This window comes from Thiomicrorhabdus xiamenensis (assembly GCF_013282625.1).
In the GTDB taxonomy this organism is placed as follows: domain Bacteria; phylum Pseudomonadota; class Gammaproteobacteria; order Thiomicrospirales; family Thiomicrospiraceae; genus Thiomicrorhabdus; species Thiomicrorhabdus xiamenensis.
In genome coordinates this window covers 2,155,776-2,178,714 of record NZ_CP054020.1, presented here as the reverse complement: position 1 = coordinate 2,178,714, position 22,939 = coordinate 2,155,776, and the positions used below count along the sequence as shown (strand labels likewise).

The 22,939-nt window shown below is 50.0% G+C and carries 16 protein-coding genes; 11 read left to right on the top strand and 5 right to left on the bottom strand.

Annotated features, from left to right (window positions below):
• Nucleotides 1-11: 11 nt before the first annotated feature.
• Complete coding sequence (locus tag HQN79_RS10030; protein WP_173286134.1) at nt 12-947, bottom strand: KpsF/GutQ family sugar-phosphate isomerase; 936 nt, start codon at nt 945-947, stop codon at nt 12-14.
• Nucleotides 948-1,466: 519 nt separating this feature from the next.
• Between HQN79_RS10030 and glgC the strand changes: the two genes are divergently transcribed.
• From glgC to glmS, 7 genes are all read left to right on the top strand, one after another.
• Nucleotides 1,467-2,735, top strand: a complete 1,269-nt coding sequence (glgC, locus tag HQN79_RS10025) for a glucose-1-phosphate adenylyltransferase (protein ID WP_173286132.1) — start codon at nt 1,467-1,469, stop codon at nt 2,733-2,735.
• A 33-nt stretch (nt 2,736-2,768) separates the two neighbouring features.
• Nucleotides 2,769-4,487, top strand: coding sequence for a glycoside hydrolase family 57 protein (locus tag HQN79_RS10020; RefSeq protein WP_173286130.1), 1,719 nt, complete (start codon nt 2,769-2,771; stop codon nt 4,485-4,487).
• 18 nt (nt 4,488-4,505) lie between these two features.
• Entirely contained in the window at nt 4,506-5,933 is a 1,428-nt protein-coding gene (gene malQ, locus HQN79_RS10015; protein WP_238843354.1) for a 4-alpha-glucanotransferase, read from the top strand.
• 68 nt (nt 5,934-6,001) lie between these two features.
• Nucleotides 6,002-8,248 (top strand): 1,4-alpha-glucan branching protein GlgB, encoded by a 2,247-nt coding sequence (gene glgB / locus HQN79_RS10010; RefSeq protein ID WP_173286128.1) that lies wholly within the window; start codon nt 6,002-6,004, stop codon nt 8,246-8,248.
• A gap of 23 nt (nt 8,249-8,271) precedes the next feature.
• Entirely contained in the window at nt 8,272-9,792 is a 1,521-nt protein-coding gene (gene glgA / locus HQN79_RS10005) for a glycogen synthase GlgA (protein ID WP_173286126.1), read from the top strand.
• The gene (locus HQN79_RS10000) at nt 9,792-12,305 is read left to right on the top strand and encodes a glycogen/starch/alpha-glucan phosphorylase (RefSeq protein ID WP_173286124.1); all 2,514 of its coding nucleotides are present in this window, start codon (nt 9,792-9,794) and stop codon (nt 12,303-12,305) included. Before glgA ends, HQN79_RS10000 begins: the two co-directional genes overlap by 1 nt.
• Nucleotides 12,306-12,500: 195 nt before the next feature.
• Nucleotides 12,501-14,354 carry a glutamine--fructose-6-phosphate transaminase (isomerizing) gene (gene glmS / locus HQN79_RS09995; RefSeq protein WP_173286122.1) on the top strand — a complete coding sequence of 618 codons (1,854 nt, stop codon included), beginning with the start codon at nt 12,501-12,503 and terminating at the stop codon, nt 14,352-14,354.
• A 100-nt stretch (nt 14,355-14,454) separates the two neighbouring features.
• On the opposite strand, the gene HQN79_RS09990 is transcribed toward glmS, so the two are convergent.
• Nucleotides 14,455-14,658: a putative motility protein gene (locus tag HQN79_RS09990; protein ID WP_202984493.1), complete on the bottom strand. Its 204-nt coding sequence runs from the start codon at nt 14,656-14,658 to the stop codon at nt 14,455-14,457.
• A 116-nt stretch (nt 14,659-14,774) separates the two neighbouring features.
• Here HQN79_RS09990 and HQN79_RS09985 point away from each other — a divergent pair, with 116 nt between their 5' ends.
• Nucleotides 14,775-15,608, top strand: a complete 834-nt coding sequence (locus HQN79_RS09985; RefSeq protein ID WP_173286121.1) for a putative metalloprotease CJM1_0395 family protein — start codon at nt 14,775-14,777, stop codon at nt 15,606-15,608.
• A 95-nt stretch (nt 15,609-15,703) separates the two neighbouring features.
• On the opposite strand, the gene HQN79_RS09980 is transcribed toward HQN79_RS09985, so the two are convergent.
• Complete coding sequence (locus HQN79_RS09980) at nt 15,704-16,021, bottom strand: ArsR/SmtB family transcription factor (RefSeq protein WP_173286119.1); 318 nt, start codon at nt 16,019-16,021, stop codon at nt 15,704-15,706.
• 226 nt (nt 16,022-16,247) lie between these two features.
• Between HQN79_RS09980 and HQN79_RS09975 the strand changes: the two genes are divergently transcribed.
• From HQN79_RS09975 to HQN79_RS09965, 3 genes are all read left to right on the top strand, one after another.
• On the top strand, nt 16,248-17,558 hold the full coding sequence (locus HQN79_RS09975) for a S41 family peptidase (RefSeq protein WP_173287071.1): 1,311 nt from the start codon (nt 16,248-16,250) through the stop codon (nt 17,556-17,558).
• A gap of 94 nt (nt 17,559-17,652) precedes the next feature.
• Nucleotides 17,653-18,207 carry a DJ-1 family glyoxalase III gene (locus HQN79_RS09970; protein ID WP_173286117.1) on the top strand — a complete coding sequence of 185 codons (555 nt, stop codon included), beginning with the start codon at nt 17,653-17,655 and terminating at the stop codon, nt 18,205-18,207.
• A gap of 14 nt (nt 18,208-18,221) precedes the next feature.
• A complete protein-coding gene (locus tag HQN79_RS09965) occupies nt 18,222-19,166 on the top strand; it encodes a GlcNAc-transferase family protein (protein ID WP_173286115.1) in 945 nt (314 codons plus the stop codon).
• A 40-nt stretch (nt 19,167-19,206) separates the two neighbouring features.
• Here HQN79_RS09965 and HQN79_RS09960 read toward each other — a convergent pair whose 3' ends face one another.
• A complete protein-coding gene (locus HQN79_RS09960) occupies nt 19,207-22,800 on the bottom strand; it encodes a hydantoinase B/oxoprolinase family protein (RefSeq protein ID WP_173286113.1) in 3,594 nt (1,197 codons plus the stop codon).
• On the bottom strand, nt 22,791-22,925 hold the full coding sequence (locus HQN79_RS12140) for a hypothetical protein (protein WP_275284665.1): 135 nt from the start codon (nt 22,923-22,925) through the stop codon (nt 22,791-22,793). Before HQN79_RS12140 ends, HQN79_RS09960 begins: the two co-directional genes overlap by 10 nt.
• Nucleotides 22,926-22,939: the final 14 nt, after the last annotated feature.

Here is a 22,939-nt window from a genome sequence, read left to right as displayed (position 1 = left end):
TCTACGAAGGTTTATTTCAGATCGTAGATTTGAATGATACCGACGACCTGCTCTTTCTCGCGAACCAGTAGGGCGGTGATTTTATGTTGGTTCATGACTTCTTCAGCTTCGGATAGACGCGCTTCCGCAGAGATGAACTTCGGCTGGCGGCTCATGATGTCCTGAGCGGTTTTTTGCATTAAGCCGGCAGGATCCTGTTCCATATGACGGCGCAGGTCGCCGTCGGTGATAATGCCTACGCCGTTGCCGACGACACATAAGCCCAAGCGTCCCTGACTGATCGCGTGGATCACTTCGCTCATCGGAGCCTGCGGGTCGACGGTTGGAACTTGGGCACTCATTTCATGTTTTACTCGAGTCAGCAGTTTACGTCCAAGGCTTCCGCCCGGATGGAAGCGTGCAAAATGGTGCGGTTGGAAGTCGCGTGCTTCCATCAGCGCCACGGCCAGAGCATCTCCCATCACCAGGGTTGCGGTAGTCGAGGAGGTCGGGGCCAGCTGGTGCGGGCAAGCTTCTTGAGGAACATCGATATTAAGATGGTAATCGGAGTTGGTTGCCAGAGTGGACTGTGGTCTGCCGGTCATCGAGATCAGTGTATTACCGTTGTCCTTCAGGAATGGCAGCAGGCGAATCACTTCTTCGGTTTCACCCGAGTTGGACAAGGCCAGAAAAATGTCGTTTGGCGCAACCATCCCGAGATCGCCGTGAAAAGCTTCGCCGGGGTGCATGAAAAAGCACGGCGTTCCGGTGCTGGCCAGAGTTGCCATGATTTTTTTACCGATCAGTCCCGATTTTCCCATGCCGCAAATAACCACTCGGCCTTGCGTCTTCAAAATTGCGGCCACTGCCTGATCGAAGTCGTCAGTCAGTTGCTGGCTAAGATTGGCAATGGCTTCGGCTTCTATATTGAAAACTCGTTTGGCTATATTTTGGTATTGATTGGTCATCGACAGTGGCGTCCTTGCTGAAAAAAGTAATACAGATCGCGTTTGCTTTTTAAACGGTTCAGATTATACCGATATTCTCGGGCGGCTTGCCTAAAAGTGAAAGCCGAACGCGGGGTCGGTTTTACCCTCTTCTGGGTGATCTGTTGCGGTTTTTAATCGATTTCGTTTTTAAATTGAATTATGTGAATTTGCGTAGTATCAAGATTTTATACGATTCCTTGGATTACGGAAGAGAATCTGAGCCGAGTATTTTCCCTTTTGCTATCCTAGCCAAAGATGCATGTCTAAAAGCGTACCGGAAACCTGAAAAGTTTATTGAATAGGTGACTGAGACGTCATAAAACCTTAAAAAAACTGGTCTGTTAAACAGAAAATAATAAATCAGGATTGTTTTTTGCTGTAGGCATTTCAAGGCATGTTTTTGCTTTAAATGGTTTCCTTTGCGATGCATTTTGGTGCACGACACCAAAATGGAACGTTTCTTTAAAGCGATGATAGCTAGATGAGGATAGAGATTGAATGAAATATTACACTGAGACCAAAACCAGCTCGGATTTAACCCGCAAAACCCTGGCCCTAGTTCTGGCTGGAGGAGAAGGAAGCCGCCTGAAAGAGTTAACCCGCTGGCGTGCCAAGCCGGCTGTGCCGTTTGGTGGAAAATACCGGATTATCGATTTTGTTCTTTCCAATTGCGTGAATTCCGGGATTCGCAAGATCGGGGTTTTGACTCAGTACAAGTCGCACTCTCTGATCCGTCATATCCAACGTGCCTGGAGTTTTATGCGCTATGAAGTCGGAGAGTTTGTCGAATTGCTTCCGGCACAGCAGCGTATCGATAAAGACTGGTATAAAGGAACCGCGGATGCGTTGTACCAGAATCTGGATATTATGCGTCGCCATAATCCGGAATATGTTCTGGTTCTTGGTGGCGATCATATCTACTCGATGGATTACAGCAAAATGCTTCTCGATCACGCCAATTCAGGTGCAGATGTAACGATTGGCTGTATCGAAGTACCGCGTGAAGAGGCCAAAGGGTTCGGTGTCATGTCGGTCGATGAGACGTTGCGCATTACTAAATTTACCGAGAAACCGTCGGATCCCGAAGCAATGCCGGGCAAACCGGATATGGCATTGGCATCGATGGGGATCTATATTTTTTCGACCGAGTTCCTGTATCAGAAATTGATTGAAGATCGCGATAATCCAAGTTCGAGCCGCGATTTCGGTAAGGATATTATTCCGTCGGTTATCGACGATCAGTATGTCCGTGCCTATCCGTTTGTAGATGAAAAAGAAGAACCGCTTTATTGGCGTGATGTCGGAACCATCGAATCCTTCTGGAAGGCGAATCTGGATTTGTGTTCGGTCGAACCGGAGTTGAACCTCTATAACCGTGACTGGCCGATCTGGACATACCAGGCTCAGTATCCACCGGCTAAATTCGTTTTCGATGACGAAGGACGCCGAGGGGAAGCGATTGATTCGTCCGTTTCCGGCGGCTGCATTGTTTCCGGTGCGCGTATTAAGCGTTCGATTATCTCGACCGGATGCCATATTCATAGCTACAGCCTGATTAAGGATTCGGTCATTTTGCCGCGTGTTGAGGTAGGGCGTAACTGCCGTATTCAGAATGCCGTGATCGACAAAGGAACCGTCATTCCTCCGGGCACCATTATCGGCGAAGACCCGGTAGCGGATGCCGAACGTTTTTATGTTGAAGAATCGTCCGGTATTGTTCTGGTGACCCCGGATATGTTCGGCCAGAGATTGCATGTCGTTCGCTAAGGGATTTTCAGGTATTAAAAAAAGGTAAGCATTATGCAGGAAAATAAACTTAAAGTTGTCTTGTGCTGGCATATGCACCAGCCGCACTATCGCGATGGTGAGGATGGCATCTATCGACTGCCTTGGGTTTATCTGCATGCCCTTAAAGATTATACCGATATGGTTTGGCACCTTGAAAAACAGCCAGCGGCCAAGGCAGTGGTGAATTTTGCTCCAGTTTTGCTCGAGCAGCTGGATGATTATCAGGCGCAGATTCAGGCGTGGCTGGATGAAGGCAGTCTGATGTCCGATCCGTTGCTGAATTGGGTTTCCGGTGCACAAGCCATTCCTGAAGATGCCGAGCAGCGTATTGCGATTGCGGAAGCCTGCCAGAAAGCGCATGCACCGACCATTATTAATGTTTTCCCCGCTTTTCGAGAACTGGTCGATTTGCTGAATGAAAGCAAATTGCTGGATGAGCCGAATCAGACCTTGATCACCTACCTTAACAGCCAGTTTTTTACCGATTTGCTTGTTTGGTATCACTTGGCATGGATGGGGGTGAGTCTGCGCCAGGACGATTCGCGTATTCAGACGCTGATGTTCAAAAAACGTAATTTTTCTGCGGAAGATCAACGCTTGTTGATGCAGATTATGGCGGATGCTATTTCCGGAATTATTCCCCGTTACAAAGCCCTGCAGGACAGCGGTCAGGTCGAGCTTTCGATGACGCCTTACGGGCATCCGATTGTTCCGTTGTTACTGGACTTCGACAGTCTGCTGGAAGCGATGCCGAACGCGCCTATGCCGTCCTATCCGCAATATCCGGGCGGTCGGGAAAGAGCGCATTGGCATATGAAGAAAGGACTTGAGGTCTTTGAACATTATTTCGGCCGTAAACCTGGCGGGGTCTGGCTGTCTGAGGGCGCGATCAGTAACGATGCGATCGCTTTGCTGGATGAATATAAAATTAAGTGGAGTGCTTCGGGAGAGGGGGTTTGGCGCCACTCCTGCGAAAAATCGCATATTAATGAACACGACCTTAACAGTAAAAAGGCGCTGTACCGTCCGATGCGTCCGGTAGGGAAAGAGTGCTCGCTGTTTTTCCGGGACGACGGTCTTTCCGATCTGATCGGATTTCAGTACAAAGACTGGCGTGCCGAAGATGCGGCGAACGATTTTGCCAATCATTTGACCAATATTGCTAATTTTGTCTGTAAAGACGGGCAGTCGCATACCGTCAGCGTTATTCTCGATGGAGAAAATGCCTGGGAGTACTACCCGGATAACGCTTATCACTTTTTGATTGAACTCTATTCGGTACTTTCCGATCACTCTCATGTGGAATTGACGACTTTCAGCGAGGCTTTGCAATCCGGTGTTAAACCGATTCCGTTGCCGGAAATTCAGGCAGGAAGCTGGGTGTATGGTTCTTTTTCAACCTGGATGGGCGACCCGGATAAGAATGTTGGCTGGGATCGATTGATCGAGGCGAAACAGGCGTATGATAAGAAGGTCGCGTCGGGCCAGTTGACGGCCCAGCAACAGAAGCAGGCGACCGAGCAGTTGGCCATCTGTGAAGGTTCGGATTGGTTCTGGTGGTTCGGAGGATATAACCCGGCCGACAGTGTCAGTGATTTTGATCTGTTGTTCCGCTCTCATCTGCGTAAGCTGTATCAGATTCTGGATGAGCCTCCGCCGGTAAACCTGGAGACTCCGATCTCTTTCGGGGGCGGAGAGATGGAAAACTCCGGCACCATGCGTCGAAATTAGTATCGGGAGGCGGTTGCAGTGAAAAAGTTGATTGATAGAGCCGAGCCGTCCGATCCACCACTACGCCAAGCCGGCGTTTTATTACATATTACCTCCTTGCCGAATGCGGCGGGAAAACTGGGACAATTGAATTCCGAAGCGTGGCGTTTTCTGGATTGGATTCAGGAATCCGGTCTCAGTATCTGGCAGACGTTGCCACTGAATCATCCGCATGCCGACCTGTCGCCTTATTCGGCCTTATCGGCCTTTGCGTTTAATCCGGCTTTTTTGCCGGACGATTGGATGCAGTATCTCAACGCCGAACGTTATGCCGAATTTTTGCAGAATGAACCGCACTGGTTACAGGACTATGCGCTTTTTGTAACGATTCGCGAGCAATTGCAGGGAGCCAGTTGGGTGAACTGGCCTGAAGGACTCAAACGACGCGATCCGGAGAGTTTGAAGCGTTTTAGCAGGCAGCATCAGGGACGAATCGAACAACTGAAGCAACAGCAGTGCGTACTCGATTATTTATGGCAGAAACTCAAGAGTGACGCCAATCAGAGAGGTATTCAGCTGTTCGGTGACATGCCGATTTTTGTTGCTTTGGACAGTGCGGATGTCTGGTCGAATACCGGAGAGTTTCTATTGGATGAGTCGCTGATGCCGAAAGTGGTCGCCGGCGTGCCGCCGGATTATTTTTCCGAAACCGGCCAGCGTTGGGGAAATCCCCATTATGACTGGGATGCGATGCAGAAAGACGGTTTCTCCTGGTGGATAAGGCGAATCGAACATGCCTTGCGACAGTTTGATCTTCTGCGTATCGATCATTTCAGAGGCCTGCAGGCGTGCTGGCAGATTGACGCAAAGGAAGAGACCGCGATTAATGGTCACTGGAAAGAGGTTCCGGGCGAAGCGCTTCTAGAGAAGTTGCAGCAGGAGTTTCCACATTTACCCTTAATCGCCGAAGATCTCGGGGTCATTACCGAAGAGGTGGTTGAGCTCAAGGAGAAATTCGATCTACCGGGCATGTCGGTATTGCAGTTCGGTTTTAACGGTCTGCCTGATAATCCGCATGCGCTGGATGAGCAGGTCGTCAATTCGGTGGCCTATACCGGGACACACGACAACGATACGACCATCGGCTGGTTTGAGACGCTCGACGAAGGCGGTAAGGCTTGGGTGTGGCAGCAGCTTGAAGAACACTGCGGATCGCTTTTGGAAAAATCCGGTCTGGAAAACGCTATGCCATGGCCGTTAATCGTCGCCGCTTTTGCTTCGGTCGCTCAAAGAGTCATTGTTCCGATGCAGGATTTTCTAATGCTGGATTCTAAACACCGGATGAATGTTCCGGGCGTCGCCGAGGGAAATTGGCGCTGGCAGTTTGATTGGTCCCAGCTTTCGAAAGAAACGTCTAAGGAAATTGCTGTTTTAGTTGCCTTGACCGATCGCGGTGACAGTGCGTGATAATAAAAACAAATCGCGAAAGTGCTTTAATCATTTCGCGGTAATGAAGTTCGATTTAAGGAAAAATTATGCCAAATAGCTTTCAGGCTGCCGAACCGTTGGATCGTCTAATTCCAGAAGTCAAAGATCATGTTAATCGTCTGCAACAAGGGCGTCATCATGATCCTTACGATTTTCTGGGGGTTCACAAAATTCATGCCGTACAAGCTGGTTCTTCCCAACAGTGGGTTATCTGCGAATGGCTGCCGACGGCAGAAAGAGCAAGAGTGAAACTGCTGCAAGAGGATTTTATCGATCTGCTCCGCTACCCAGACAGTGATCTGTTTTATGCTCTGTTGAACGAGGAGCAATTCCATCAACTGCCGCAGCATTACGAGGTTCAATGGTGCGAAGGCAATGGCGAGTGGCATAAGGCGGAATCCCCTTATACTTTTTTACCGCAGATTGGCGAGTTGGATCTGCATCTGTTTTCCGAAGGGCGTCATTGGCATCTGTATGAAGTTCTCGGCGCACGGGTTATGGAAGTCGACGGCATATCCGGTGTACGTTTCGCGGTTTGGGCTCCATCGGCCGAGCGTGTTTCGGTCGTTGGCGACTTTAACGGCTGGCATGGCTTGCGTCATACAATGAGAGTGCTGGGTGGTTCAGGTGTTTGGGAAATCTTTATTCCGCGATTGCAGCTGGGCGATTTGTATAAATTCGAGATCCGTAACCGCGATAGCGGTCAGGTGATGGTCAAAACCGATCCTTACGCGCAATCGATGGAGATTCGTCCTGCGACCGCATGCCGGATTACCGAATCGGATTATCGCTGGCAAGACCAGAGTTGGATGCAGGCGCGCGGGCATTCCGACTGGCATAAGGCACCGATCAATATTTATGAAGTGCATTTGGGTTCCTGGCAAAAAGACGATGACGGGAATTTTCTCAATTATCGGGAGATCGCGCACCGTCTGGTCGAATACGTTCAGTGGATGGGTTATACCCATATTGAACTCTTGCCCGTCTCAGAACATCCGCTTGACCAGTCATGGGGCTATCAGACGACCGGCTATTTCGCTCCGACAAGCCGCTTCGGAACGCCGGACGATTTCCGTTATTTTGTTGACCACTGTCACCAGAATCAGATTGGCGTTTTTCTCGATTGGGTTCCGGCACACTTTCCAAAAGACAGTTTTGCATTGGGGCGTTTTGACGGTTCTGCGTTGTATGAGCATGAAGATCCTCGTATGGGTGAGCATCAGGATTGGGGGACCTATATTTTCAACTTCGGACGCAATGAAGTCCGAAATTTCCTGATTGCGAATGCGCTCTATTGGGTTAAGGAGTTGCATATCGACGGTCTGCGGGTTGATGCGGTTGCGTCCATGCTTTATCTGGACTATTCGCGAAATGACGGTGACTGGCTGCCGAACAAATATGGCGGTCGGGAAAATTTGGACGCCATTGAATTTTTGCAGACGATGAATGCCGAAGTCCATGCTCAGGCTCCGGGCGTATTGGTTATGGCCGAAGAATCGACTTCCTGGCCGATGGTGTCGCGTCCAACCTGGATGGGCGGACTCGGGTTCTCGATGAAATGGAATATGGGTTGGATGAACGACACGTTGTCCTATATTGAGAAAGAGCCGGTTTTCCGCTCCTATCATCACAGTGAACTGACATTCAGTCAGATGTATGCCTATTCGGAAAATTTCATTCTTCCTTTGTCGCACGACGAAGTGGTGCATCTGAAGGGATCTCTGATCGGCAAGATGCCGGGCGATGATTGGCAAAAAGCGGCAAATGTACGACTGCTATTGGGATATCAGATGCTGCACCCGGGTAAAAAACTGCTCTTTATGGGATCGGAGTTCGCCCAATGGGGAGAGTGGTCCGAGTCGCATTCTCTGGACTGGTATTTGTGTGATCATCCTTTAAACCGGGGCGTTCAGTTGTTCAGCAGGGAAATGAATCGCCTGTATAAGGAGCATAGCGCCTTGCACCAGAGAGACTTTGAAAGCGATGGTTTCAGCTGGATTGATTGTCACGACTACCAGCAGTCGGTTTTGAGTTTTATGCGTCACAGTGATGACGAGACTGTAATCTGCCTTTTCAATTTCACGCCGGTTCCTCGCGAAAATTATCGTATCGGTGTTCCGGAGGCGGGCGAGTATCTGGAATTGATTAATTCGGATGCGGAATGTTTCGGGGGCGGAAATCTCGGCAATGGCGGCCACCTTCCGGCGCAGGAGGGCGATTGGATGAATCAACCCTTCCATCTGGATTTAACCCTGCCGCCTTTGGGTGTACTGGTCTTAAAAAGAAAAGATTAAGAAAACGGATTTGAACAGCCATTATGAAAATTTTATTTGCCACTTCGGAAGCGCATCCTTTAATTAAAACCGGCGGTCTGGCGGATGTCAGCGGCAGTTTGCCCAACGCCTTGAAAAAGCTTAAACATCAGGTTCGCATGGTGCTTCCTGCCTATCACGATGTGATGGAAAAACTGCCGGACAAGTCCTATCGTCAGGTTGCCAGTTTCAAGATCGGTGGGTGCGGCAAACAGTTGGATGTCCGTATTCTGCAATTAAAAGCCGGTGCTTTTGATTCGATAGAGGTTCCGGTCTGGTTGGTGGATATTCCTGCACTCTTCGGTCGTGCCGGGAATCCTTATCTGGCCGAGGATGGAACTGATTGGTGGGATAACGGCGAACGCTTCGGTGTGTTTTCCAAGGTGATTACTGAATTGGCAATGGATCGTTGCAATCTTAAGTGGGCGGCTGATGTGGTTCACCTCAACGATTGGCAGACGGGGTTGGCCGCGGGTTTACTGAGTGTCGAAATCCATCGCCCGAAAACGATTTTTACCATCCATAATATGGCTTACCCGGGCAACTTTCCGAAGCAGTTGTTTGATGGATTAGGATTGCCCAACAATCTGTGGTCAATGCACGGTGTGGAGTTTTGGGGGCATTTTTCGATGCTGAAAGCCGGTGTCGCCTATGCCGATTGGATCACGACGGTCAGCCCGACATACGCGCGGCAAATCTGCACCTATGAGTACGCGTACGGATTTGAAGGGATTCTTCAGGAAAGAGCCGAACAGGGCCGTCTGGTCGGTATTCTTAACGGAATTGACGAGCATGTCTGGAATCCGCACAGCGATCCATTGATTCCTTACCGCTATTCCGAGAAGAAAGGACGCACCAGCGCCAAAAGAAAAAACAAAGCGGAACTTTTAAAGACCTTTTGCGCTCTGCATCCGGATCAGTCATTGCCGGATGAAAACCATTTTGATGAATGGCTGGACAGACCGCTAATCGGTTTCGTCGGTCGGCTGGTAGCGCAGAAAGGAATCGATCTAGTGCTGTCTGTGCTGCCGGAAATATTGGCCACAACGGATGCCAATTTTGCTTTTATCGGTTCGGGAGATAAACATTTTGAAGCGGAGCTATGCCGCATTGCACGGGATTTTCCGAAAAGAGTCTGGTGTCATATCGGTTATTCGGAAGAGTTGGCACATCTGGTCGAAGCCGGAACAGATATGTTCCTGATGCCGTCTCGTTTCGAACCTTGCGGTTTGAATCAGATGTATAGTCTGGCTTACGGAACGCCTCCAATTGTCCATCATACCGGAGGTCTTGCCGATACCGTGGTGAATGCGAACGAGGATGCATTGAAATCCGGAGAGGCGACCGGTTTCGTCTTTTATGAGCCCAGCCGACATGCCCTTCTTTCGACCATTCAGCATGCGCTTTATCTGTTCACGAACAAGAAACGTCGCTGGCAACAGATTCAAAAGCAGGGGATGCTACAGACGTTCGACTGGAAAGAAAGTGCCAAACAGTATGAATCCCTTTATAAGGAGATAGTCTGATGCCAACGGAAATCGAAGCCAAAAGACTGGAAGTGATCAGCGATATGTTGCCTCATATCGGCATGAACAAAGACGCGATCGAAGCGGACTTTTTGAAGTACTTATGCCATACCTTGGGAAGACAGCTGACGTCCGAGGACTACTATCTTTTTAAAGCGCTTTCCTATGCAACGCGTGATCGCTTGATGACGCATTGGAAACGAACCTGGGCCGCATACAATCATAATGGAAAACTCAAAAAAGCTTACTACCTCTCAATGGAGTTTTTGATCGGCCGTTCACTGACAAATAATCTATTGAATTTAGGTATCGAGAGCGCGACGGAAAAAGCGATTTACGATCTTGGTCTGGATTTCGAAGAGATTGAGCATACCGAACGCGATGCGGGTCTGGGCAACGGCGGTCTGGGGCGTCTGGCGGCCTGTTTTATGGACAGTTGCGCGACGTTGAAACTACCGGTTATGGGGTACGGTCTCCGTTATGAATACGGGATGTTCCGGCAAATAATCCAGAACGGCTATCAGGTTGAACAGCCCGATCACTGGTTGGGTTTCGGCCCCCATCCATGGGAGATTCAGCGGGCGGAATATACGCAAGTCGTCAAGTTCGGCGGGGAATCGCGAGAGTATATTGATCCGGTTTCCGGTAATCTGATTGCGCACTGGGAACATGCCGATGTGGTTTTGGCGATTCCGTATGATGTCCCTATTCCCGGTTTTAAAAACGAGACGGTCAATACTCTGCGATTGTGGTGGGCGATGGCTAAGGAAGGGTTTGACCTGTCCGAATTCAATGCCGGCTCGTATCACGAAGCGGTCGCGAAGAAATCGGAAGCGGAGAATATCACCAAGGTCTTGTACCCGAACGATTCGAGCGAAAACGGTAAGGAATTGCGTCTCAAACAGCAGTATTTTCTGGTATCCGCATCCCTTCAGGATGTGCTGACACAATGGACGGAAAAATACGGTTCCGATTTCAGTGATTTTGCTGAATATAACGCTTTCCAGTTAAATGATACGCATCCTAGCTTGGCGGTAGTCGAACTCATGCGACTTCTGGTCGATAAAGAGCGTATGGGATGGGACGAAGCGTGGCGCATTACGACGCAGACCATGGCTTATACCAACCATACGTTGCTGCCGGAAGCGCTGGAAAAATGGCCGCGAGAACTGTTTCAGAAATTGTTGCCCCGGCCGCTGGATATCATTTACGAGATCAACCGTCGTTTCCTGACCGAAGTTGCCATGAAGTGGCCTGCGGATACGGAACGACAGCGTCGAATGTCGATTGTCGACGAGAATGACAATATCTGTATGGCGTATCTGGCTATTGTCGGCAGCCACTCGGTTAACGGCGTGGCCGAATTGCATTCCAATCTTCTTAAAGAAGGGCTGTTCAATGATTTCTATCAGCTGTGGCCGGAGAAGTTCAACAATAAAACCAATGGTGTAACCCAGCGTCGCTGGTTGGCGGGATGCAACCCGGATATGCGCGCGTTGCTGAAAGAGCATATTGGCGAAAACTGGATTACGCATTTGGAGGATTTGCAACAGATCGAGCCTTTGGCTGAGGATGCAATGTTCCGTAAACGCTGGCATGAAGTAAAGCAGAAGAACAAAAAGCGTCTGGCAGATCTGGTTTTGGAAGAAACCGGCGTAAACTTGCCTTTGGAGTCAATGTTCGATGTTCAGGTCAAGCGTATTCATGAATATAAGCGCCAATTATTGAATGTGTTGCATGTCATTCATCTGTATTCGCGCATCAAGCGGGGTCAAATCGATAACTGGACCAATCGCGCAGTACTTTTCGGCGGTAAGGCGGCTCCGGGTTATGCCATGGCAAAATTGATTATCAAGTTGATCAATAATGTCGCCGATGTGGTGAATCGAGATCCGGATGTCGGTGATAAACTTAAGGTGGCCTTCTTTCCGAATTACCGGGTCTCGGCGATGGAGGTTATCTGCCCGGGGACGGATCTCTCTGAGCAGATTTCGACAGCCGGTAAAGAGGCATCCGGTACCGGGAATATGAAGTTTATGATGAACGGCGCTTTAACCATCGGTACCTTGGATGGCGCCAATGTCGAGATTCTGGAAACGGTCGGCGAAGAAAATTTTTTCCTTTTCGGTTTGAAAACTCCCGAAGTGGAAGAACTGCGTCGCTATTACAATCCGCAGATCTTTATTGATCAGAGCAACGATCTGCAGGCGGTGATGGGGCTGCTTGAATCCGGTCATTTCAATCAGTTTGAGCCGGGGATTTTTGATCCGATTATTCGTTCGATGAAATCTTCGCAAGATCCATGGATGACCTTGGCGGATTTCCAAAGTTATATTTCCGTTCAGGAACAGGCGGCACACGCCTATCAGGATCGTGAAAGCTGGGTGCGTAAAAGTATCGTTAATACCGCGCGCAGTGGTATCTTTTCGACCGATCGCACCATGCAGCAGTATAACGACGAGATTTGGGGGTTAACGCCGATCGATACCGGTTCGGTTGATATTGCCTGTTAGGGATCGCTTGAAAGGTCGCCTTAGAAAAGCAAAGCCGACATGAATCGGCTTTGCTTTTTTTAGTTTATCCGGATGCTCTCTGTTCCATTGCCAGTTGGACAGTAATTATCTTTGACCTTATAACGAGGTTTTGGTTGGGGCTTACGGCCGTGAATGCTACTATAAGCGGTAAATTTTGATACGAGAAAAATAACTATGTGCGGAATTGTTGGGGGAGTCACGGAAAGGAATCTGACTCCTATTTTACTTGAGGGTTTACGTCGTCTTGAATATCGTGGCTATGACTCGTCCGGTATTGCCTTAATCAGTTCGGAGGGAGCAATCGAGCGAGTGCGTTCACTGGGCAAAATTCGACAGTTAAATGATAAGATCGAACGCACGGAACATCCGTTTCAAGGACAAATCGGCATCGCGCATACCCGTTGGGCAACTCATGGAGTACCGGCTGAGCAGAACGCACACCCGCATATCTGTAACAATCGCGTTGCCGTGGTTCATAACGGTATTATTGAAAATTTTGCCGATCTGAAAGAAAAGCAGATTGAACAGGGGTATCGCTTTACCTCGGAAACCGATACCGAAGTGGTTGCCCATTGTCTGGATTCCGAATTGGATAACGCTAACGGCGACTTGCTTAAAGCCGTGCAAGCCACGGTGGAACATCTGGACGGTGCTTACGCTTTGGGCGTAATCGCCATCGACCAGCCCGATCTGTTAGTGGCGACCCGTTGTGGCAGCCCTTTAGTGATCGGCGTTGGAATCGGCGAATATTTTATCGCCTCGGATGTCTCCGCACTTCTACCGGTGACGCAGCAATTTATTTTCTTGGATGAAGGGGATGTTGCCAGCATCCGCCGCGATCAGCTGCAGATTTTCGACAAAGACGGCGAACCGGTTGAACGTTCGATTGTTACCTCCAGTTTAAGCAGCCACTCTGTCGAGCTTGGCGAGCACCGGCACTATATGCACAAAGAGATTTTCGAGCAGCCGCAGGCGGTTATCGATACTTTGCAGGGGCGTATAACGGATTCTTCGGTTCTGGTTTCCGCATTCGGTCATCGCGCGGAAAGCATTTTTGCCGAGATCGAGAATATTCAAATCATCGCCTGCGGTACCAGTTATCATGCCGGAATGGTGGCGAGATACTGGTTTGAAGATATCCTCGGGCTGCCTTGTTCGGTTGAAGTTGCTAGCGAATTCCGTTATCGCCATCCAGTGATCCGGAATAAAACGTTGCTGGTTACAATCAGTCAGTCCGGTGAAACGGCGGATACTCTGGCTGCTTTAAGAGAGGCTAAACAGCAGTTTCCGGGAATCGCTTCCCTGACCATCTGTAATGCGCCGGAGTCAAGTTTGACGCGTGAGTCGAATCTGGTTTTCCTGACGCATGCCGGTCCGGAAATCGGTGTGGCATCGACTAAGGCGTTTACCACCCAATTAGTAGCGCTGGCGCTGTTAATGACGGCTATCGGTCAGGTACAGAAGCGCTTAACGGAACAACGTGAAAAAACGATTGTTCATGGGCTGCAAAAGCTACCGACGCTGATTCAGAATGCGCTTAAGCATGAAGAGACAATCAAGCAGATTGCGCTCTCCTTCGCAGATAAAACCAGTGCTCTGTTTCTCGGGCGTGGAACCATGTTCCCGATTGCCATGGAAGGGGCACTCAAGCTTAAAGAGATCAGCTACATTCATGCTGAAGCCTATCCGGCAGGCGAGTTGAAGCACGGCCCTCTGGCGTTGATCGACGAGCAGATTCCGGTAGTCGCCATTGCTCCGAAGGACGAGTTACTTGAGAAATTGAAATCCAATCTTCAGGAAGTTAAGGCGCGTGGCGGTCAGATGATCGTTTTTGAAGACGAAGGTTCTTGTGTCAGTAGCGATAATGATAACTTTCATGTCGTCAAGGCAACCACCAATGTCGGACGAATTACCGCGCCGATCACCTTTAATATCCCGCTGCAACTATTGAGTTATCATGTTGCGCTGATTAAGGGAACCGACGTTGATCAGCCGCGTAATCTGGCTAAATCGGTAACAGTTGAGTAAAAACAGCTTCTTTACAAGAAGAGCTGAAAAAAAGCCGGTCAGTCACTAGAGACGGATCGGCTTTGTCGTTTCTGGTTCCGCGTTTTCTCAGTCGAGGTATTCAAGCTTTGACGTCGATATTCTGTCCCAAACTTCCCTGCGGTGCCGGATTACTGGGAATTTGCGGAATACTGTTGATTAACATCATTGCCGCCTGGCTTTGCTGATCAATGGATTTTTTCAGCATACCGACCGGCGCCTGCTGCTGACTATAGGTCGGTTGCATTGGCAGCGCATTCATTGATACGTCTGTGGAAATCGCCATAATAGACCTCCAAAAAAACTAAGTCTATGATTCGTAAGTGACTTTTATTTATCAAGTCCGATTGTTTTTATTATAATCAATTTATCGACTGTAATTTTTAACGGTTTTGTAAAACAATGGCGATTTCATTCAGCACTGTCTCATCACAACCTGCAACCTCAATTCCTTTGAGTTCGGCTTTGACCGGGCAGGGAAAAGTGATGCCTCAGGAGAGTGCTACTCAGTTACCGTTTTCGAACACGAATTCCGTTACAGAACAGAATCTAAAATCTCAGCCTTCGCAACGAGTTCCGGATCAAGGAACAGTGTCCGATCAGTCGCAGCAAGTCGTTTCCGGCAGTCAGGCTCCTCAAGAGACTCAAGATCAGCGACTTAGCCAGCAACAAGTCGAGCAGGTGATCAGTCAGCTGAAATCTCGCGATCGGGAAGTGCGTGCGCATGAAATGGCACACTTAAGTGTTGCCGGAGCCTATGCACGGGGAATGAGTTTTACCTATCAGACAGGGCCGGATGGTAAACGCTATGCTATTGGCGGAGAAGTGGGGATAGATACTTCGGCCGTTGCTAATGATCCGGAAGCGACTCTGCAAAAAGCGATCGTAGTACAAAATGCTGCCTTGGCGCCTGCCGAGCCTTCTGCACAGGATATGCGGGTCGCGTCCGCAGCATCACAGATGATGATGCAGGCACGCGCGGAAATGGCTCGGCAAACGACAGAGGATGACGGCAATACCGCTGAATCTTCAGAGGTACAGGGAGCAGATTCCATACAGGGGGCTGACAGCGATTCCCGGATGGAAACGGCGAGTACTATCCTTCCTAACGCTGAGATGGCGCAGATGGATAATCAGTCAGTTCGGGTTGATGGTGCCAATTTAGCGCAGAGAACCGATCAGCTTCAGGCGGCAAGAGCGCAGTTTGATCTGCGTATGAATCTGAACGGTGCTTAATGCTTCCTCTGCAGGAAAAGCATTTATAGAAAATGGGGGTTCGAACCTTAGGCTGATGTCGCCTTTCGCTTTGAACTGAGAACGGTGTTTAGTGCTTAGTTCTCGGTCGGGCAGAAGGTCTGCTGCATCGCACTCATTAGAGTGAGAATGTTATGATCGCGGACTCGGCAAAGGATTTTGCTGCCTTCCCGGCGGGAGGTGATAATCTCTTTTTCACGCAGAATATCGATGTGTTGGGAAATGTTACTTTGAGTTGTTCCCACTTGTTTGACAATTTCCATTACAGGCAATTCATTTTGTCCGATAACACAAAGAATTTTCAGCCGAAGAGGATGCCCCATCGCTTTTAATGCTTTAGAGGCTTTATTGATATTGTCTTCTTTCATTTCAAATGGGACGTTTTCTTCACTCATTCTGATCAATTCACTATATAACGATATTACTGAAAATTTATGTAAATTCTATAGAAGTTGCCTGAATAAGTCACCTCAAGGATATTTTATGAGTTGCTAATATTTTTTTGTGGAAAAATGGCGAACAAACTTGAATCCTGTGGTTGAAAACATTATAAATGCTAGATTATTTTGAAGATTTATCTAATTGGAGAGCCTTGTGGCTATATCGAAAATAAAACAAGTCATGTGGGTCGGAACCGGCGTAATTTTTGGAGCTATGATTGCTGTCGGAACCACTGTATGGGCGGATCGTGACGAAACGACCGTTCAACAGACCAATTCCATTCCTTTGCAGGAGCTACGTGCTTTTGTTGAAGTCTATGAAAGAATCTCCACAGATTATGTTGATCAGGTTGATGATAAAAAATTGCTTGAAGGCGCAATCAGCGGCATGCTTTCCAGCCTGGATCCGCATTCGGCTTACCTGCCTCCGGTTGACGCCAAGGAGATGGAAGAACATACGCGCGGCGAATTTGGCGGGTTAGGAATGGAAGTCGGTATGGAAGACGGCTTTGTGAAGGTCATCTCTCCGATTGACGATACTCCTGCTGAGAAAGCGGGCATGAAAGCCGGTGACTTGATTATCAAACTCGGTTCCGAGCCGGTTAAGGGCAAAACCTTGAGCGAAGCGGTCAAGATCATGCGCGGTAAGCCGGGAACCAAAATCGAATTGACCGTCGTACGTGACGGTGTTGATGCGCCTTTTACGGTTGAATTGACGCGAGCAGTCATCAAGGTGAAAAGCGTTAAGCAGCGTATGCTTAAAGACGATATCGGCTATGTTCGTATCAGTCAGTTCCAGGTGCGTACCGGCCAGGATCTGAGCAAAGCGATTTCAACTTTGGAAAAAGAGAATGGCAAGCCTTTGTCGGGGCTTGTGTTGGATCTGCGTAACAACCCGGGCGGCGTTTTGACCGCAGCGGTTGAAGTTTCCGACGCTTTCCTTGATGACGGACTCATTGTGTACACCGAAGGTCGTATTCGTAATTCACAGATGCGTTTCGAAGCCGAAGGTGGCGATCTTATGAAAGGTAAGCCGATTGTCGTGTTGGTGAATGAAGGTTCAGCTTCGGCTTCTGAAATCGTTTCCGGGGCGCTTCAGGATCAGAAACGCGCGATTATCGCCGGCCGCGATACCTTCGGTAAAGGGTCGGTACAGACGTTGATGCAGCTGAATAACGGAGCAGCCATGAAGATTACCACGGCTCGTTATTTTACGCCGTCGGGACGTTCGATTCAGGCCGAAGGGATTCAACCGGATGTGAAGATCGATTTGCTGAAAGTTGAGAAGGTCGAAAAGTCCAAGATCGGTAACATCAAAGAGAAGGACCTTTCCGGTCACCTGTCCAACGGGAATGGCGATAAAGAGGAAGAAGAGCTGACCGAGCAGGAGAGAGTTTCCAAGGAAACGGAAGCGCTGCTGGATAAAGACTTTGAATTGAGCGAGGCCATGCGTATTGTCAGAACTATGATTCTGGCCCAGCAGCTTAAATAAGCGGCGCGTATGAGCGAAATAAAGCCACCTGAACGAAAGTGACGGTGGCTTTTTTATTTGTCAGGATGAAACAAAACGGCATAGGGAGTGAAAAATGAGCAAAGTACTGGTTCCTTTGGCACAAGGGTGTGAAGAGCTCGAAGCGGTTACCATTATCGATATTCTTGTGCGTGGTGGCGTCGAGGTCGTGACCGCCAGTTTGGATGACAATACCATCATCACCGCAAGTCGCGGCGTGCAGTTAGTTGCCCAGAAAACACTGGATGAAGTGATCGACGATCATTATGACTTGGTCGTTTTGCCGGGTGGTTTGCCGGGCGCAGATTATCTTCAGGCAGATCCGCGAATTATTGCAAAACTCAAAAATACGGTTGAAATGGGTGGTTTGGCGGCCGCAATCTGTGCGGCGCCGAAGGTTCTGGTTTCCGCCGGCTTGCTGGATGGCAAGCAGGCAACCAGTTATCCTGGGGTAATTGAAAAACAGCCGGCGCATGACATGCAGTTTTCAAATGAATCTGTTGTAGAAGACGGTCAGATTATTACCTCCAGAGGCCCGGGGACGGCAATGGATTTCGCTCTGCATCTTCTGCAGAAACTGCAGGGCGCTGATGTACGGCAAACGGTCGAGGCCGGATTGGTCAGGGCGTAAACAGGGAAGCGGGCATGGATAAGATCTTTGTGTCTCTGGCATCTTATGTCGATCCAGTTTTGCTGTTTACGCTGGCTCAGGCTTATGCCAAGGCAGATAATCCCGAACGGCTGGTGTTCGGGGTGGTTGATCAGCACCCACAAAGCCGCAATGACATAATCCGCCGTTTCAAGTTCCAGAAGCAGATCCGCTATGTGCATATCGATCCGGTACAGAGTCGAGGCGTTTCCTGGGCCCGGTCACTGGTTTTCTCGCTTTACCAGAATGAGACTTATTTATTGCAGATTGATTCGCATACTTATTTCGAGCAGGGATGGGACTCGGTTTTAATCGAGCAGTTTCATTCGCTGGATGGGCTTTCATCCAAGCCGATTCTGTCAACCTATCCGTATGCCTTTGAGTTCGAAGGCACTCAGCCGGTAATCAAATCCACGCCGTCCAAGGAAACGGTTCTGGCCCTCAGACCGAAGGCTGAAGAAGCATTAAAAGATGACGATCCGGTTCTGCATTTTCGTGCGGAACATTTAATGACGCGCGAAATGGTTCCCGGATTTCATCTGGCAGGCGGCTTTATCTTTACTTGGGGGCGATTTGTGGATGAAGTGCCCTATGATCCGCGTTTGTACTTTCACGGCGAAGAGCAGAATCTTGCGATTCGTGCTTTTACTCGTGGTTGGGATATTTTTCACCCGCCGCATATTCCTTTGTATCATCTTTATAAGCTGCCGGATAACGCCTATGATGCCCATCATTGGCATGAAAAATGGGATTCGCAGAGAGATTACCGCTGGTATGAGCTGAAAGATTTAGCGCGGCAAAGAATGGCCGATCTGCTGTATCACGGCAAGCCGTTAGGTGCTTTTGGTTTGGGAAGCGAAAGGAGTCTGCAGGACTTTGCCGAATTTTCCGGGATTGATTACGGCAAGCGAAGCATTAGCCGCAGCCGTTTCCCTGTTTGAATTCGCTATAAGAAAGCGTTTTCACGCTCTTCTTGCCGTACTACTTTTTACCGTAACCGCCGCCGCCCGGCGTATGCATCCATAGCTGGTCACCGGATTTGAAGGTTTGTGTAAAGGTGCTCTGCAACCATTCGACATGGTCGCTTTCTTGCGCCAGATAACCCTGTTGTCCGGTTTTTCCGGGAGCGCCGCCGTCCATGCCGTAAGGGGCGACAGTGCGGTGGTTACTCAGCACTGAGACCGTCATCGGTTTGAGAAATTCGATATGTCTTTCGCAGCCGTTACCGCCGTGAAAACGACCTTCTCCGCCGCTGTTGTGGCGAATCGCAAAGCGTTTTAAACGAACCGGATAGCGCAGCTCGAAAATCTCCGGATCGGTCAGGCGCGAATTGGTCATATGGCTGTGCACGGCATCTTCTCCGTTATAGCTTTTCCCAGCTCCGGTTCCTCCGCACAGGGTTTCATAATACTGCCAGGTTTCATCACCGAAAGTCAGATTGTTCATGGTTCCCTGTGAAGCGGCCTGAACTTTCAAGGCGCCGTAGAGTGCATCCGTGACTACTTGCGAGGTTTCGACATTACCGGCAACCACCGCGGCCGGATAACTCGGGTTGAGCATCGAGTTCTCTGGAACAACCAGCTCGATAGGTTGAAGAAAGCCGTCGTTCAGCGCAATCGGCTGATCGATCAGGGTGCGTAGCACATACAGCGTTGCCGCGCGGGTAATGGCATAGGGGGCATTGAAATTATTGTTCTGTTGCGCACTGGTTCCAGTAAAGTCGATACGTGCTTTCCCAGCGCTGCGATTAATGTCGATGCGCACGCAAATTTGCGTTTGCTGATCGGTGTTGTAACAGAAGTGTCCGTTGTTTAATTGTGCAAGCAAAGCTTTGACTGCCTGCTCGGAATGCTGCAGAACAAATGCCATATAAGCACTGACCTCGGACACGCCGGTTTTGGCACAGAGTTTTTGCAAACCGCTTATTCCGGTCTGGTTGGCGGCAATTTGCGCTTGAAGGTCGTGCAGATTCTGGGTTAGATTGCGTGCCGGATAGCGTGCCTGGCTAAAAGCGTCGTGAATGATCCGGGACTGCAGTTCGCCGGCTTTAACAACCTGCACACAGTCAAGCAGAACGCCTTCTTCTTCAATATGACGACTGTCAGCCGGCATGGAACCGGGCGTCAGGCCACCGACATCGGCATGATGCCCGCGTGATGCGACATAAAATTGGCAGGCTCCATCAATAAATACCGGTGAGATCAAGGTAATATCCGGCAAGTGGGTTCCGCCCGCGTAAGGGTTGTTCAGGGCGTAACAGTCGCCTTCCTGAAGCTGTTCGGCATGCCGCTGAATGACGGTTTTAACCGATTCGCCCATTGAACCAAGGTGAACCGGAACATGCGGGGCGTTGGCGATCAACTGGCCGTAGCGGTCGAAAAGTGCGCAGCTGAAATCTAAACGTTCTTTGATATTGACCGAGTGTGCAGTTTTCGCCAGAACCGCTCCCATCTGTTCGGCAATCGCCATAAAGCGGTGATTGTAAAGTCCGAGTTTAACCGGGTCGATCTTCGCATTCAAATCCGTTGATCCCGTGTCTTGCGCAGGCGCTTGAGCGGCGTCTTGCTGCAGATTCTTTTCCAGCAGCAGCTGTCCGTCTTGCAGCAGTTTTGCCTGCCATCCCTGCTGCAGATAGATGGTGCCGGTTGATTCCAGAATCAGCGCCGGTCCCTGCAAGATCTGATGCAAAGCGAGCTGATCGCGCTGAAAAACCAGTGTATCGTGCCATTGGCCGTCATGATAGGTTTGCACCTGTTCTTCGGCTTCGGCCACAGCCTTGTCGGCAGGCGCCAGTTTGCGGGCCTGATGGGCGGTACTCAAAGCTTCAACGCTGATGCTGTGGATATGGATGTCCGCATCCAGACGAAAGCCGAACTGCCGCTGGTGCTGAATCTCAAAGGCACATCGATAGTCGTTGGCACCGGATTCTTCCTGCCAGTGGACATCCAAAGTGGTGTCACTGCCCTGGTAGTTAAGATGCAGGGTGATTTTGTCTTCGGCGAACTGAGCGCCTTGCTGTTCCAGTGCTTTTCTGGCTTCCGCTCTTTGCGATTCCAAGTTGTTATGCAGCTCTTTGAGGTGTTCAAGAGGCTGTTGATGGGAGCGGGTAATCAGTACCGAATTCTGCGCCAGTCCCATACCGTAAGCGGAGAGAACGCCCGAGTAAGGATGCAGCAAAACCTGAGCAATCCCTAATTTATCGGCAACGGCGCAGGCATGTTGTCCTCCGGCACCACCGAAACTGACCATGGTGTAGTCTTTCAGGTCATAGCCGCGTTGGGTAGAAATGGTCTGCACCGCATTCGCCATGGTCTCGACAGCGATCAGCAAAGCGCCTTCGGCGAGTGATTCGGGCGTCATATTCAATGCCTGGCCCAGAGCGGAAAATTTCTGCTCGACGATCTCTCGATCCAGCGGTTGTGTACCGTCGGCACCGAAAACGGCCGGGAAGTGCTGACTTTGAATGCGGCCGAGAAGAAGGTTGGCGTCGGTTACGCTGAGAGGGCCGCCACGTCGGTAAGCCGCCGGTCCCGGATTGGCTCCGGCAGATTCCGGGCCGACCCGCAACTCACCGTGATGGGCGTGGATAATCGACCCGCCTCCGGCGGCGACCGTGTGGATATCGAGCATGGGCACGCGCATTTGCGCACCGGCGACCTCGGTTTCGAAGTTGCGTTGCAACTCTCCGGCATAGTGCGAGACATCGGTCGAAGTGCCACCCATATCGAAACCGATGATTTCATCAAAACCGGCCATTTGCGCGGTTTTGACGGCACCGACGATACCACCTGCAGGGCCTGAGAGAATGGCGTCTTTTCCCTGAAAACGCTCTGCCTGACACAGGCCGCCATGAGACTGCATAAACTGCAGATCAACGCCTGGAAGCTGACCGGCAACCTGACGTACATAGCGGTGTAAAATCGGACTGAGGTAGGCGTCAACGACCGCCGTGCGGCCGCGCGCGATATATTTGATCAATGCCGATGTATCCGCAGACGTGGATATCTGGGTAAAACCGATCTCCTGCGCCCATTGAGCCACCTGTTTTTCGTGTTGTGGGTTGAGATAGCTGTGCAGCAGGGTTATCGCAATGGCCTGGTAGCCGGCTTGTTTGAGGGTACGTAAACCGTCTTTGGTTGCCGCTTCGTCAAGCGCTTCGATTTCGTTGCCGTCGGCATCCATTCGTCCGGGGATTTCAATACTCTTTTGATACAGCGGTGCCGCGGTGCGGACTTCCAGAGCGAAAATGTCCGGGCGATTCTGATAGCCGATCTTGAGAGCGTCGGCAAAGCCTTGGTTGGTTACCAGCGCCACCGCTTCGCCTTTACGTTCCAGCAGGGCGTTGGTGGCGACGGTCGTGCCCATTTTAACGCAGGCGATTTGTTCAACCGGGATTGGTGCCGGTTCGGCGACCTGAAGGAAATGCCGGATACCGGCGATGGCGGCATCCTGGTAGCGTTCTGGGTTTTCCGAAAGCAGTTTATGAGTGTACAGCTTGCCGTCGGGAGCCTGCGCGACGATATCGGTAAAGGTTCCGCCGCGGTCTATCCAGAATTGCCACTGTTTTACACCCACTCTATTTCCCCGTTGATTTTCCGTTTGAAAAAGTTGCCTCGGTTTTTGCCTTCAAAGGCACGCAGAGCAAGAAAAAAAGCTCCGGCGGCGTTATTATAGGCGCAAATGTCTAAAAACTGTTCCAAGGATCCTCCCGACT